The organism is Eisenbergiella porci (genome assembly GCF_009696275.1).
Taxonomy (GTDB): domain Bacteria; phylum Bacillota; class Clostridia; order Lachnospirales; family Lachnospiraceae; genus Eisenbergiella; species Eisenbergiella porci.
Window position 1 is genome coordinate 50802 of the sequence record NZ_VUMI01000032.1, and the last position, 14838, is coordinate 65639.

The following is a 14838-nucleotide window of genomic DNA, read 5'->3' on the forward strand; positions in this document are numbered from 1 at the left end:
CAGTAATGGATAAAGTAAAAAATATAGATGAAATGCCGAAAAAGTCTCCTTTGAGCTTACAGATAGATTTAAAGAAATTTGAGAAAGCTACAGAGGAAGAGAAGAAGCAGCAGGATGTCATGAGCGAATCCGTTTCCTTCTTCCGTGACGGCATGCGTAAATTGATGAGGAATCCCCTTGCGGTAGGCAGTATTATCGTCCTTTTGCTTATCGTTGCAATGATTCTGATTGTACCTCATGTAGTGCCGTATTCTTATTCCCAGATCATTTCCGTAAATGGCAAACGTGACAAGACCGCTTCCAATATGGCGCCCTTCCAGTATTCTGATAAGGAACAGGCCTATATCGCAGAAGGCGGAAAGGTATTCCCTCATATTATGGGTACTGATGAAATGGGCCGTGACTACTTTGTACGTGTTGTTTATGGTACCAGGGTTTCACTGACGGTAGGTGTGTTTGCCGCAATTATCGTTCTGATAATAGGCGTGCTGTATGGAAGTATTTCCGGTTATTTCGGCGGCAAGACCGACCTTATTATGATGCGTATTGTAGATATTATATATTCCCTTCCAGATATGCTGATGGTAGTATTGCTTTCAGTCGTACTCCGTGAGGTGCTGAATGTGGATCAGTTCCCGGTGCTGCAGAAGATAGGTACGAATATGATTTCCCTGTTTATTGTATTCGGACTTCTGTACTGGACAGGTATGGCAAGACTTGTACGCGGGCAGATCCTAACAATCAAACAGAATGAATATGTTCTGGCGGCCAAGGTCAGCGGAGCAAAATCAGGCAGAATTATCCGCAAGCATATCCTGCCCAACTGCATCAGTGTTATCATTATTTCCGCAGCCCTGCAGATTCCGTCCGCAATTTTTACGGAGTCCTTCCTGAGCTTTATCGGTCTGGGCGTTCAGGCTCCCATGCCTTCTCTTGGTTCCCTGGCCAATGCGGCTAGAGCGGGTATCAGCGTATATCCTTACAAGCTGATTTTCCCGTCCCTGCTTATCTGTCTGATTACCCTGGCTTTCAACCTGCTGGGTGATGGTCTGCGTGATGCATTTGACCCGAGATTAAGGAGATAATAAAATGAGTGATAATATACTTTCGGTAAAAGATCTTCGTACCTCCTTTACAACTGATAATGGGGAGGTAATGGCTGTAAACGGTATTTCTTTTAATCTTGACAAAGGGAAAATCCTGGGTATTGTAGGAGAATCCGGATCCGGGAAATCCGTTACGGCATATTCAATTATGCGCATCCTTGAGAGCAACGGCAGCATTAAGGGCGGCCAGGTGCTCTATAAAGGAGAAGATGTAACTAAATTTTCAGAAAAGAAGATGAGGGAGTTCCGCGGTAAATGCTGTTCCATTATTTTCCAGGATCCCATGACCAGCCTGAATCCCGTATTCACCGTGGGCAACCAGCTTCGGGAAGCGATTGAGCTTCATACGGACAGAAAAGGTAAAGAGGCGGAAGCGCGTGCCGTGGAAATGCTCACCCTTGTGGGTGTGAATGAACCTGAAAAGCGTGTAAAGCAGTATCCTTACGAACTTTCCGGCGGTATGCGTCAGCGTGTCATGATCGCCATGGCGCTGGCATGTGAACCGGATATCCTGATCGCTGATGAACCGACTACTGCTCTGGATGTTACCATTCAGGCGCAGATACTGGAACTGATGCAGGAACTGCAGAAGAAGCTGGGAATGGCGATTATCATGGTAACCCATGATCTGGGTGTTATTGCAGATATGTGCGATGAAATTATCGTTTTGTACGGCGGACGTGTGTGTGAAAGAGGTACGGCAGAAGATATTTTCTATCGCCCTTGTCATGAATATACGAAGGGGCTTCTGCGTTCCATCCCGAACGTGGACAGAATCGGTGAAAAGCTGATCCCGATTCCGGGTACTCCCATTAACCTGCTGAATATGCCCAAGGGCTGTGCTTTCTGCCCCCGCTGTGAAAATGCCATGAAGATCTGTATTGAGGAGGTTCCCCAGGAAATGCAGATGCCTGACGGACATTACGCATCCTGCTGGCTGAATGTGAAGGCCGCAATGGAGGCGGAGCAAGGAGGCAGAAAACATGAGTAAAGAAGCAAAAACAACGAATAAAAGCGAATATCTGGTTGAGGTCAAGGATCTCAAACAGTATTTTCCCATAAAAGTCGGTTTCATGAAAACTATTCCCTTAAAAGCGGTGGATGGCGTATCCTTTGCTATCAAACCCGGTGAAACACTGGGAATGGTAGGTGAATCCGGCTGCGGCAAGACGACGGTAGGACGTTCTCTTTTAAGACTGTATACGCCCACCGGCGGAGAAGTATTTTATAACGGGGAAAAAGTGGATGGTTCCACCGTCAGGCATATGAGAAAAGAAATGCAGATGGTATTCCAGGATCCCTACTCATCCCTGAATCCCCGTATGACGGTAGAGGATATTATCGGAGAGCCTCTGGATGTACACAAGCTCTATACCTCCCGGGGAGAACGCCGTGACAAAATCATCAACCTGATGGAACTGGTCGGGCTGAATGCGGAGCATGCTACCCGTTATGCTCATGAGTTCTCGGGCGGACAGCGCCAGCGTATCGGCATTGCAAGGGCGCTGGCAACGGATCCCAAATTCATTGTCTGTGATGAAGCGGTCAGTGCGCTTGACGTTTCCATTCAGGCGCAGGTTATTAATATGTTTGAAGAACTGCAGGAGAAGTTGGGCGTTGCATATCTGTTTATCGCCCACGACCTGTTGGTAGTGCATCATATTTCAGACAGAATTGCAGTTATGTATCTGGGAAGAATCGTGGAGATTGCGGATTCCAACGAACTCAACGAGAATCCGATCCATCCCTATACCCAGTCGCTTTTAAGCGCAGTGCCTTATCCTGATCCGAAAATGGCAAGGGAAAGGCATCGTATCGTGCTGGAGGGAGATGTACCAAGCCCGCTGCATATGCCCAGCGGATGCGCATTCCGCACTCGCTGTAAGTATGCAACAGAGCAGTGTGCAAAGGAATGTCCTCCCCTGACAGACAGAGGCGACGGACATCAGGTTGCATGCTGGAATAAATAAGCAATAACAGCGGGAACGGCTGCTTTGCCGTATCCCGCTGTAAGCATAAATATTGTAAGAAGGGCTGATAACCGCATTTTTTTTGCCGGAACCGCCTTTTTTCTGCAATATTTATCCTGTTTTTCAAATTTTGATACAATTTGTTCTTTCTTTTCTGTAAAGGACGTTGTATAATAAACCGTATCTATTATTATTCATGGGAGGAAATGATTATGAAGAAAAAGTATCTGGCATTAGCGCTGGCTGCTTCCATGGTTGTAAGTGCCCTGGCCGGATGTGGTTCCAATAACGCATCTACCGGTGATACCCCTGCAACTACAGCAGATACCACCGCAGAATCTTCAGCTGAAACAACAGCAGCAGAAGAATCCACCGTAGCAGAAGAAGCAGGAACGACCGCACATGGCCCGTCCAGCGAAGCAGCACCTGCTTGGGAGCAGTATGATGAAAGAATCGCTGCAATCAGACTGGAAACAGATCTGGAGAAGCGTGAAGCGCTTATGCATGAAGCAGAAGACGAGCTGATGAGCACATGGGCTGTTATTCCGCTTTACTATTATAATGATGTTTATCTTCAGAAGACTGATGTAGAAGGTATCTATGCTAACCTGTTTGGTTTCAAGTATTTTGGATTTGCAACCACACCTACCAATACGCTGGCACTTCAGATTTCATCTGAACCCAACAAACTGGATCCGGCTCTGAACTCTACAGTAGACGGTGCATGCCTTGCAATCCTGGCTTTCTCCGGATTGTTCATGTATGATGAGAATGGACAGCTTACACCCGATCTTGTAGATACATATGAGATGTCAGAAGATGGCCTGACCTATACCTTCACTATGAAGGACGGTCTGAAATGGTCCGATGGCACAGAGCTGACTGCCAAAGATGTTGAATACAGCTGGCAGAGACTTGCTAATCCTGATACAGGAGCTGACTATGCATACCTGACCACCGTTATTAAGACTAAAGATGACGGAACTCTGGATGTTGCTGCTTCTGAAGACGGCAAGACCTTTACCGTAAACCTTGTAGCTCCTTGTGCATACTTCCTTGACCTGTGTGCATTCCCTGCATTCTATCCTGTTCCTCAGGCTAACATCGAAAGCGCTGAAGGATATGCTGAGAACCCGGGAGCATGGTGTACAGAAGCTGGCTTCGTATCCTCTGGCCCGATGGTTTGTACAGGATGGAAGCACAATGAATCCATGACTTATGAGAAGAACCCTAACTACTATGCAGCTGACAGGGTTTCTCTTGAAAAAATTGAATTCATGCTCAGCAGCGATGATACAGCTATTTACAATGCATTCAAGGATGGTTCCCTGCAGTTCTCAGATACTATCGCAACAGATATGATGGCAACTGTTAAGGATACACCTGAATTCCACAAGATTCCTACTCTGGGAACATACTACTGTGGATTCAATGTTAATAGTGATCTGTTCAAGGGCAAGACCATTCAGCAGGCAGCTGATATGAGAAAAGCTCTGAGTCTGTTAATCGACCGTCAGTATATTGTTGATACAATTGCCCAGGCTGATCAGGAAATCGCCAATACCTTCATCCCTACCGGAATGTCTAATGGTAACGGTGGTGAATTCAGAAAGAATGATGATGCTTATACCTATCCTGTAGAAGATAAAGTTGGTTATTATGACCCTGAACTGACAGACGCTAATATTGAAGAAGCTCAGGCTCTTCTTGAAAGCGCTGGATATGTATTTGATGAAAACGGCATGCTGTCCCCTGAAACTCCTATCAACATGACATACCTTACCAACGATTCCGAAGGTAACGTAAAGATTGGTGAAGCTATTCAGCAGGATCTTGCAGCTATCGGTGTTAATGTGACTGTTGAGACTCGTGAGTGGTCCGTATTCCTTGATGAAAGAAAGCAGGGACAGTTCGACTTCTGTCGTGAAGGCTGGCTGGCAGACTACAATGACCCGATCAACATGCTGGAAATGTGGGAAACCGATTCCGGTAACAACGATATGCAGTTTGGTAGATAATCATATAGATTACCACTTCTGGATATGTGATTGAATAATTAAAGGGCCTGTGCGCTGTGTGCGGCGTACAGGTTCTTTTTTTACTGTTCAGTTCCTTCACAGTAACCGGCGTGTAGTAACAGTTCAGACCTGTCTGACCTGTTACGGCATGTACAGCATTTTTCAATTATTTTATTTTATATATTGTAAATATCCGTCTGATGTGGTAAACTAACAATTGCTTGGCATTAGGAGGTGTAGAAATGGCAGTTCTGAGAATAATATTAACAGTGCTTTTTATAATAATTTGTATTGCATTGACAGTTTTGGTACTGATGCAGGAAGGCAAAGCAGCCGGTCTGGGAGCTATCAGCGGTGCGGCAGAGACATATTGGGGAAAGAACAAGGGACGTTCCATGGAAGGAACTTTAGTAAAGATTACCAAGTACCTTGCAATCTCCTTTATTGTTATTGCAGCAATTCTGAATATATCCAAATTTTAACTACCAAAGCACTCTTGTATGCAAACAGGGGTGCTTATTTTTTTCCGGTCTGCGCAGGCTTTCCCGGGGAAAACTGCGCTGCATTACAGAAACAGAGGAGTTATGACAGGAAATAAAACAGAAGCCAGAAAACTTAAGGTGCTGGGCCTGATGGAAGAACCCAGCTATGTCCCTATGCGTGAAAAGGAACTTGCCTGCATCATGCTGGTAGAGCCGGAGGATCGTCCCGAATTCAAAAGGATCCTGCAGGAGCTCCTTTCAGAAGGGAAAATTCAAATTAATAAAAGAGGAAGATATTCTAAACCTGAACAGCAGCTTTTGACGGGGGTTTTTACCAGCCATCAGAAGGGATTCGGGTTTGTGCAGATAGACGGGCGGGAAGAAGACCTTTATATCCCTGAGGATTGTGTTAATGGTGCGTATCATCTGGATACGGTAGAAGTACGCCTGCTTCCCGGACAGCATGGACAGAGACAGGAAGCGGAAGTATGCCGTATTATAGCAAGAGGTATGTCCAGTGTTGTTGGGACCTATCAGAAGAGCCGCAGCTTTGGATTCGTCATCCCTGATAACAGTAAGCTGCCTTCGGACATCTTTGTATCCCAGGAACGTTCCAAAGGGGCTGTGAGCGGTTCAAAAGTCGTTGTGGAAATCACTGATTATGGCGGAAGCCGCCGGAAAAGCCCGGAGGGAAAAGTGGTTGAAATACTTGGCCACATCAATGATCCCGGCGTTGATATTATGTCCATTGTAAGAAGCTTTGATCTTCCGGAAGGTTTCCCGGAGAAGGTGATGAATCAGGCGCAGCGCTGCGGTACTGAGGTTACGGAAGCAGACCGGGCCGGAAGGCTTGATCTGCGGGAGTTGACTATGGTAACCATTGATGGTGAAGATGCCAAAGATCTGGATGATGCAGTAAGCCTGGAGAGGGATGGAGAGAATTATTGCCTGGGCGTCCATATCGCAGATGTCTCCAACTATGTGCAGGAAAATTCCGCATTGGACAGAGAAGCCTTAAAAAGAGGCACCAGCGTGTATCTTGTGGACAGGGTAATCCCCATGCTCCCGCATGCACTGTCCAATGGTATCTGTTCGCTGAATGAAGGAGAGGACCGCCTTGCTTTGAGCTGCCTTATGACGGTAAACCATAAAGGAGAAGTGGTGGATTACCGCATAGCTGAAAGCGTTATCCGTGTGGACCGTAGGATGACCTACACAAGTGTTGCAAAAATTCTTGAAAAGGAAGACCCGGAGGAATGTGCAGCTTATGAAGAACTTGTTCCTATATTCCGGGATATGGCTTATTTGTCTTCCGTAATCAGAGAGAGGCGCCGCCGCAGAGGAGCAATTGATTTTGAGTTCCCCGAAAGTAAAATAATCCTGGATCAATCCGGGCATCCGCTGGAGATAAAGCCTTATGAACGGAATACGGCTACTAAGCTGATTGAAGATTTTATGCTGCTGGCCAATGAGACGGTAGCACAGCACTTTTACTGGCTTCAGACGCCGTTTGTTTACCGGACCCATGATAATCCGGATCTGGAAAAGGTGCACCGTCTCAGCCTTTTTATCAATAATTTTGGTTATACCATGAAGACGGGGCAGGAAGAGATACACCCGAAGGAACTGCAGAAGCTCCTGGATAAGGTGGAAGGGACGCCGGAGGAGGCGCTGATCAGCAGACTGACGCTGCGCAGCATGAAGCAGGCGAAGTATACAACGGAATGCACGGGCCATTTTGGACTGGCGAGCCAATATTACTGTCATTTTACATCTCCCATACGGCGCTATCCGGATTTGCAGATTCACCGCATCATTAAGGAGCAGCTTCGCGGGAGGCTGGATGAAGACAGAACGGCACACTACCAGCAGATTCTTCCCCAGGTGGCAAAGCAGTCAAGCCAGCTGGAACGGAGGGCGGATGAAGCTGAACGTGAAACTGACAAACTGAAGAAAACAGAATATATGGAACAGCATGTGGGAGAGATTTATGAAGGCGTGATTTCAGGTGTGACGGCCTGGGGACTCTATGTGGAGCTGCCTAATACCGTGGAGGGCCTGGTTCATGTATCCATGCTGCCCGGGGATTATTACTATTATGATGAAGCCGCCTGCGAGATGCGGGGAACCCAGACCGGGAAAGCATATAAGCTGGGAGAAAAGTTGAAAGTAAAAGTGAAATTTGCGGACAGGTTTACACGGACTATAGATTTTGTCCTGCCGCATGAAGAAGAGGGGATTGACGATGGCGAAGGAAGCACAGAAACTGGTTGCCAATAATAAAAAAGTTTTTCATGATTATTTCGTGGAAGAGAAATATGAAGCCGGCCTGGTGCTGCACGGAACGGAGGTAAAATCACTCCGTATGGGTAAATGCAGCATCAAGGAGGCATTTATCACCGTAGATAAGGGCGAAGTATTCATAAATGGAATGCATGTCAGCCCGTATGAAAAAGGAAATATTTTTAATAAGGATCCGCTCCGGGTGAGAAAGCTGCTCATGCATAAGGCGGAAATTATGAAGCTGACCGGAAAGGTTGCGGAAAAAGGTTACACTTTAATGCCGCTCCAGGTATATTTCAGGGACGGAAGGGCTAAAATTGAAATAGGCCTTTGCCGAGGCAAGAAAATGTATGATAAGCGGCAGGATATTGCTAAAAAGGATGCCAGAAGGGATACGGAGAGGGAATTCAAGGTGAAGAATCTTTATTGATTCCCGCCGGTGCGCCTTGACAAGTGCAGAAAAGGTGTGTATACTAACGGTACCAAAAGTTTTTAATTGAATAAGGGGTAGTCAAGGTTTCGACAGGGGTCTTGCAGCTGGAGAAGCTATCCGCAGGAATGCGTTAAATCCAAACCTAAATACAAACGCTGAAGACAATACTTTAGCTTACGCAGCAGCTTAATGCTGTGTTGTCTGACTTAGAGCACCTACACTTTAAGACTCAGGCATCGACTTTGTAGGAAACGGCACGGGCAAAGCTTTGAGCCTGTGGACGTATTATGAAGCTACTGAAGTTAACCGGATGTCAATTTCCGGTTAATGGAGGGAATGTCTAAGAATTGACTATGATAGTAGAAGGACAGGGAATGGGCTTTTGGACACGGGTTCGACTCCCGTCTACTCCATCGGAAAAGTACCGTATTTACGGTGCTTTTTTTATTTCGTGTTGCATTTCGTGTTGTATTTTAGGATATATCTTGAGCAAACTTCTGGTATTTATCGCGTATGGATGGCGTATCTTTTAAACCCATAGCCTTTAGCCATTCCGTGTAACCGGGTAAGGATTCTGAAACATTTTCATTCATGCTAATTTGTCTTTCAAAATAATCATCAATAATATTGTCCACACGCTGTCTTTCCTCAGAAAAGGTTTGCATGTATGTTTTCTTCATAACAGCATCTGTTTTCCAACCTCCCCGTTCCTGCGCATATTTATCCGGTATTTTTAGCATGGCCATGACAGATGCGTTTACGTGACGTAAATCATGAAAGGAAATATGCGGAAGATTATTTTTCTTAAGTAATCGGCTGAACTTATTGGAAACAGCTTTTCCGCTCATCGTGACAAGCTGGTCAGTCTGCACGTTGTCTATAAGCAGCTTTATATACGATGGAATACGATGGCGGCGGGTCCGAGTATATTCTTTAGCCTGTTTTTTCGAAATGTCCTTTCCACCCACATGTACTACCACTTCAACTATAGTAATATAGTCACCCTGGATGGACTTTGACTTTGTAAGTCCCTTTATTTCTGATATGGTAAAACTTAGCCACATAGCCAGCAAAACAGGCAGTTCAATTTCTGTACCATGCACCACATTAAAAATAACTTCAGGAGGAATCAGCTCTTTAATATGATTTACTTTTGCAGGCAATTTTACATCAGTACTAAGTTTAGGATGATATAGGCCTAAAACTGCTGTAAGCAGGCCATATTCGTTCGAAACAGTTTTTGGTGATATTGGCTGCCCCTTGCTTCTTTTGCTCGTAGATGGGCGTTTAGACTCCTTATTAACGGCTTCCTTCAGCTTTTCATTGGTTATATCCCGGATCCGCAGATCCATTAAATCTTGAAATCCATTATCACGAATAATTTCGTAGCCTTTTATTGTGGTTGGAGATAAAACAGCGTCAGAGTCTGATATATATTTATTGATAGCATCACGAAGCGTCATTTTGGTGTACTGGTGACTTTTTTTAGACTCCAAAAAGTCAAGAGCCGCCTTTTCTGCATCCAGTTTACCAAAACGAGACGGATCGTCAGAAGTAAAGGACTCATAAATTCTCTTCTGCTTTTGCTTTCCGGTTTTCGGGTCGATGATAGGATTGCCGTTTGCATCGAAGAGCATTTCTGTGTGACTGTAGGCCTGACAGCGCCAGGAACCGGATGGTAATTTTTTTGCTGTTGGCATAGGTATACCTCCTAAAATTTTGTATAAAAATAACACCTGTACAGGTGCCGTAGGTTTGTGGTAAAATAATCTTGTTGAGGGATGCTTTACCGGCCTTCGGGCCTGTACAGTATTCAGTTAATTCCGCTCTGGCGTTGGCGCGCTGGGGCGGTTTTTTTTATTTATGGGAATTCAACATATTTTATATTAATTCCAGGTATCGTATATTTATCAACTGTTTTAGGTATTATTTTAGATGTGTCCTGAACCTTTATGGTTGTCAGACCATCACCGTATCCATATATTATTACAGTGTCACCTTTTACAAGTTTTGGTTCTTTATTTTCACGATCATCGTATACAGCCAGTTTATTATTAGACCCACTCATGACAGCTTCGTAGTGTCCTGGGAGGATTATTCCATCTGGTTCTACGTCAGTTATTTTTACCTTGATTTTTATAGCTGTGTTTTTATACGTATCCGGATAACGAGTTAAATCTTCATAAGTAGGAGACACAGCAGTTTCTTTAAAGGATGCTTTATATTCTTCGGCCTCAACTTCTTTTTGAGCATTATATGCAGTCAAGCCTTTATTGTATATGGATATAGCTTCACTTCCACTTTCTTCGATATGAGCATCAATAATTTCTATATAGCTTCCCTCTTTTCCTGATATTATTCCAGAGACAACAATATAATCGCCATATTCAAAATTTCTATAGTTATCAGGATAAACTTTGAAATATCCACCTTCATAGGAGGATTCGATATAATCATCTTCACAGTTTCCAACCTCAAAAGAGGTTCGTATATGCTTTCCGACGTATTTACTCCAGTTTTCCTTCAGGTCAGAATCGAATACATCTACATAAATAATGGCATCATTTTTAATTTCCTCAGTCACTGGGATTTCAGACATTTGTTGTTTAGACTGTGATTCTTCTTCTGTGCCGTCAATTAAACTTTCAGGCTCCTGTACATGTGATTCGGATTCTGTTTCAGTCACAGATACTTCAGATTCGATATTATTAATGTTTGCAGTATTTTGTGTATCTCGAGATGGTGTTGTAGCAACAGCAGCGAAAAAAAAGAGGATAGGAAGCAAAACTCTCAAAAATATTGGAAACACTTCGGGCAGTTTATTGGACAATGGAGAAACAAACACACCACACAATGAAAGAAGAGCGAAAGTAAAGAATCCACTGATTCCATAAGAGAAAAACAGCGTAAGCGCAAGAAAAAATATAAATGCTGCAAAAATCCACCTTACAGTATTTAAAATGCGTTTTTGGCGAGCCAATGATGGGGTGATTCTATTACTAAAGGTAACCTCTTTATTTTTTTTCTCGGACTTTTTTATTATTTCTCTGCATTCATCGCAGTAATAGTGATTCCCTTCTGTCAATGTTTTTCCACATCTCGCACAAGTGTCAGAATTTTCTTGCATACCAGACTCATATTTAGTAAATTCAGATTTGGGACATCCGCAGTTTGGACAAAAATCAGCTTTGTCACTAATCTCTCTTCCGCATTCTGGACATTTAATAAGTGCCATTTATTTATCCCCCTTATATTAATGGATTTATAATATCCCCTGCTTTTTATTCATATTATATATCCACTTATTTAACATTTGCATGTCAGCGTTGTTACTATCATACATATTTCCTCTGATTTCAGCAATTCTCTTGCATTTCTCGCAAATACGCCATTCAGAATTGACAAATTCTTTTCCACAGTATCTACATTCCTTACGACAGTAGACAAATTTTTTATAATCATCATCATAGAAATGATAATACATGGCACGATCCAACGAAGTCATACGGTTATGTCTGGACACGATGTATCTTCGCCATCGTCTGTAATCATCAAAAGCGTACTGAGCAGCTTCGCAGCTTATTTCAAAGATTCTTGCGACATCTGCCTCATTTTTACAATGCGCATAGTGTATAGCCATTCGAGGAGCTAGAAGATTACTTGCGAAGAAATTTGCCTCAACTTCTGTCTTTGGTGTTTCAGCCAGATGCCCCAACACTATATGACCAAGTTCATGTGCGAGCGAAAAATATACGCGCCTTCTGGAAGCCTCGGTATTGTAGGCAACAGTTTTTGTTGCCATATCTCTGAAAGCATCATCAGAACAGGCGATACATATATCATACAATTCAGGTGATTTAGCTTTCAGTTCTTGATAGGTAAATACTCTATATCCGTACTGGTTTATTAATTCCGTGCAATCGATAGGAAATGAATTAACTTCACATTTTTCGAAAACAGAAAGTATTTTGCTTAAAATAAAACTGTAATTCAACTATAATCAGTCCTTTTATTGGATTTCAGATAATAGTTTGATTAGTCTCATTTTTTGCTCTGTAGTCATCTTCTTACCTTTACGAGCAATAAGTCTTTCTACATCCTCATAGGTAGGCTCATATTGAACATCCCTTGCTCCATCAGCCATTTGTTCTAACTGCTCAACGGTGATACCAAGGTTTCTGCAAATTATAATTATGTTATCAACACTTGCTTTACCCACACCATTTTTGATTATGCCATAAAGAGTGGTGTAAGGAATGCCACATTTTGCAGCAAATGATTTAAGATTATACCCCTGCTCTTTAATTAAATTATCTAATATTCTGGCTTTTTCCATATGACTTACCCCATTCATTTGATAATTACATTCTATATCATTTGCCGAATTTTGTAAACAGAAAATATTCTGAAAATCGAATAAATTCGGAATTCAATATTTATTGTGTTGACAAAATACTGAATAGGGAATATAATTCACTTATCCGATTCGGAATTACGAATTGAAAGGAGGTTGGATAAGTGCTTGTATATCATAATTTTTTAAATGCCATGAAGAGTGAACGGGTAACATTTGCCCAAATTGGAGCATTGCTTGGATGTCGGTATCAAACCGTGAGCGATATTGTCAACGGGGAGACAAAAAGTGGATTTTTATATGATGACGCTATATTAATCCAAAGAGTCCTTTTCCCTAAATACAATCACGAGTATCTGTTTTCACGTATTAACACAGAGACTTCCGAACTAAAATCTGATACTTAGATTTTAGAACAAATGTTCGAACAAATCAATAGTAAATTATTGTAATCAGGAGAAGACGGGAGGAAATGCGATCATGTGGGAACCAAACAAAGGAAAACCGCATATCGTTATGGTTCAGATAACGATAGCGGTTTTGATAGTAGGACAATTGGTTAATTCATATCAGGAACATCAGGCTCACCGTGAGATGTGGGATTTTCTGATTGAGATCCAAAGGGAGCTGAATCTGTCGATTGAGAATCAGAATCTTCATCTTCAGAACGTTCAGGATTTTGTTGATGAATTGCTTCAGACTCTTCCATATTAGTTTGGATTTCCAAAAGGATAGTGGAAAGATAATCCACAGTTTTTGCGGTGGCATCAAGCTGTTGCTGAAGTATTTTATTGGTTTCTGATTGTTCTTCAATAATCGTCTGTACTTGTTCCTGTGAGGGACTTATTTGGTCTTGTAAGAATCCAATAACTGCAAAAAGTACTGATATTAAAGCGCAGATTATATTGAAGGCATCAAGAGGGGAGAGTTTCTTTATACCAATGCATTCGGATTGACTATCATCCCTTTTATATTCGACACATTCTGGTTCTACATTAAAGATATAGTCATCTGGAATTAATTGTTCGGGGAAATATACATTCGCATCTTTTAATGTAATTTCCTGAATACGAAATGATAACTCCTGGATTGCGCTCTTTGTACCAATAAAAGATTTCATTGCTTCAGTTCCTGTGGCGGCTTCTATGATACCTTGAGTCTGAGTGAGAAATTCTGATAAAGGATTAAAGTTGGGAAGTGGCATTGGCAGTACATCAAATTGGGGAAATTTAATATTTTGAAGTACATTTTGCATTGCAGATAAAGATGGATATTGTTGTGCAATCCATTCTGCGGATGTTATTTGCCGGGCAATTGAAGCAGTACGATTCATTTGTTCAAAAACAGCAAATGCGGAATCATATGGCGCCGTCATTTTACGCATTGATTCTTGCATTTTATAAAGTGGTTCAAAAGCATCATAAATATTACGCATAGTTTCTTCCTTCTATATTTACTCGGTCGCTGCAACGGCCTGTACATCAATTATAGAAAGGATGGATAAATTTTACAAGGAGGACAGTTTAAAATGAGCAGTATTTTCAATGAAGTATTTGGAGGTAAAGATACCTCAAAATTAACCCCGATTGAGATTGCCCTTGGAATTGATGAAAACGGGATGACCACAGCAAGAAAGCTTTATGATTTTCTCGGAATGGATAGAAGTAACTACAGCAGATGGGTGAAATCAAATATTGTAGAAAACCAGTTTGCTGAGGAAAATGTTGATTTTTGGGCGATCGTCACAGATGACGAACGGAGTTTTAACCCTAATCCTACCCAGGATTATAAAATCACTGCCCACTTTGCAAAGAAACTTTCCATGATAGTTAAAAATGAAAAGGGCGAGGAAGCTCGGAAGTATTTTGTCCAGATTGAGGACGGGGCAAAAAAGATGGTGGATATGATTAGGGATACAGCTGATTATCATATCGATGCTGCTACTCTCAAAGGTATTGCCAGCACGGGAAACCTGATCAGGAGTACTATGCGTGACTAGGACGCTAAGCCTTACAAAGTTGCCGTTGTGCTGGATTCATTATTTAAACAGAGCGGCCTTTCTCTTCCTTCTGATTTTATCGTTATACCGGAGTATGAACAAGCTGAACTGTCAGACTTTTTGAAATAACGGTTATTCTACAGACTGTGGCCTATAAAAAATCATAAAAGAAATGTGGTGATAACATGTCAAA

The 14838-nt window shown here is 42.6% G+C and carries 13 protein-coding genes and 1 other RNA gene; 9 read left to right on the forward strand and 5 right to left on the reverse strand.

Annotation, left to right across the window (positions count from 1 at the left end; all coding sequences use genetic code 11):
- The first annotated feature begins 5 nt into the window (after nucleotides 1–5).
- The 8 genes from FYJ45_RS18235 (at nucleotide 6) to ssrA (ending at nucleotide 8708) form a co-directional block, all read left to right on the forward strand.
- A complete protein-coding gene (locus tag FYJ45_RS18235; RefSeq protein ID WP_154466390.1) occupies nucleotides 6–1085 on the forward strand; it encodes an ABC transporter permease in 1080 nt (359 codons plus the stop codon).
- Nucleotides 1086–1089: 4 nt separating this feature from the next.
- Nucleotides 1090–2097, forward strand: a complete 1008-nt coding sequence (locus FYJ45_RS18240; RefSeq protein ID WP_021636298.1) for an ABC transporter ATP-binding protein — start codon at nucleotides 1090–1092, stop codon at nucleotides 2095–2097.
- Nucleotides 2090–3076 carry an ABC transporter ATP-binding protein gene (locus tag FYJ45_RS18245; RefSeq protein ID WP_021636299.1) on the forward strand — a complete coding sequence of 329 codons (987 nt, stop codon included), beginning with the start codon at nucleotides 2090–2092 and terminating at the stop codon, nucleotides 3074–3076. The genes FYJ45_RS18240 and FYJ45_RS18245 overlap by 8 nt, the downstream gene beginning before the upstream one ends.
- 212 nt (nucleotides 3077–3288) lie before the next feature.
- Nucleotides 3289–5094 (forward strand): peptide ABC transporter substrate-binding protein, encoded by a 1806-nt coding sequence (locus FYJ45_RS18250; RefSeq protein WP_154466392.1) that lies wholly within the window; start codon nucleotides 3289–3291, stop codon nucleotides 5092–5094.
- A gap of 242 nt (nucleotides 5095–5336) precedes the next feature.
- Nucleotides 5337–5576 carry a preprotein translocase subunit SecG gene (gene secG, locus FYJ45_RS18255; RefSeq protein ID WP_021636302.1) on the forward strand — a complete coding sequence of 80 codons (240 nt, stop codon included), beginning with the start codon at nucleotides 5337–5339 and terminating at the stop codon, nucleotides 5574–5576.
- A 102-nt stretch (nucleotides 5577–5678) separates the two neighbouring features.
- Nucleotides 5679–7856: a ribonuclease R gene (rnr, locus tag FYJ45_RS18260; RefSeq protein ID WP_154466394.1), complete on the forward strand. Its 2178-nt coding sequence runs from the start codon at nucleotides 5679–5681 to the stop codon at nucleotides 7854–7856.
- A complete protein-coding gene (gene smpB, locus FYJ45_RS18265; protein WP_021636304.1) occupies nucleotides 7822–8289 on the forward strand; it encodes an SsrA-binding protein SmpB in 468 nt (155 codons plus the stop codon). The genes rnr and smpB overlap by 35 nt, the downstream gene beginning before the upstream one ends.
- 74 nt (nucleotides 8290–8363) lie before the next feature.
- Nucleotides 8364–8708, forward strand: a transfer-messenger RNA (tmRNA) gene (gene ssrA, locus FYJ45_RS18270).
- Nucleotides 8709–8765: 57 nt separating this feature from the next.
- Here ssrA and FYJ45_RS18275 read toward each other — a convergent pair.
- From FYJ45_RS18275 to FYJ45_RS18295, 5 genes are all read right to left on the reverse strand, one after another.
- Nucleotides 8766–9992, reverse strand: a complete 1227-nt coding sequence (locus FYJ45_RS18275; protein WP_154466396.1) for a tyrosine-type recombinase/integrase — start codon at nucleotides 9990–9992, stop codon at nucleotides 8766–8768.
- Nucleotides 9993–10153: 161 nt separating this feature from the next.
- A complete protein-coding gene (locus tag FYJ45_RS30820) occupies nucleotides 10154–11527 on the reverse strand; it encodes a zinc-ribbon domain-containing protein (protein ID WP_235930877.1) in 1374 nt (457 codons plus the stop codon).
- Between the two features lie 27 nt (nucleotides 11528–11554).
- Nucleotides 11555–12286, reverse strand: coding sequence for an ImmA/IrrE family metallo-endopeptidase (locus FYJ45_RS18285; RefSeq protein WP_154466398.1), 732 nt, complete (start codon nucleotides 12284–12286; stop codon nucleotides 11555–11557).
- A 15-nt stretch (nucleotides 12287–12301) separates the two neighbouring features.
- The gene (locus tag FYJ45_RS18290) at nucleotides 12302–12628 is read right to left on the reverse strand and encodes a helix-turn-helix domain-containing protein (protein ID WP_154466400.1); all 327 of its coding nucleotides are present in this window, start codon (nucleotides 12626–12628) and stop codon (nucleotides 12302–12304) included.
- Between the two features lie 577 nt (nucleotides 12629–13205).
- The gene (locus tag FYJ45_RS18295) at nucleotides 13206–14081 is read right to left on the reverse strand and encodes a hypothetical protein (protein ID WP_154466402.1); all 876 of its coding nucleotides are present in this window, start codon (nucleotides 14079–14081) and stop codon (nucleotides 13206–13208) included.
- Nucleotides 14082–14174: 93 nt separating this feature from the next.
- Here FYJ45_RS18295 and FYJ45_RS18300 point away from each other — a divergent pair, with 93 nt between their 5' ends.
- Nucleotides 14175–14645, forward strand: a complete 471-nt coding sequence (locus FYJ45_RS18300; RefSeq protein WP_195841878.1) for an antA/AntB antirepressor family protein — start codon at nucleotides 14175–14177, stop codon at nucleotides 14643–14645.
- Nucleotides 14646–14838 lie beyond the last annotated feature (193 nt).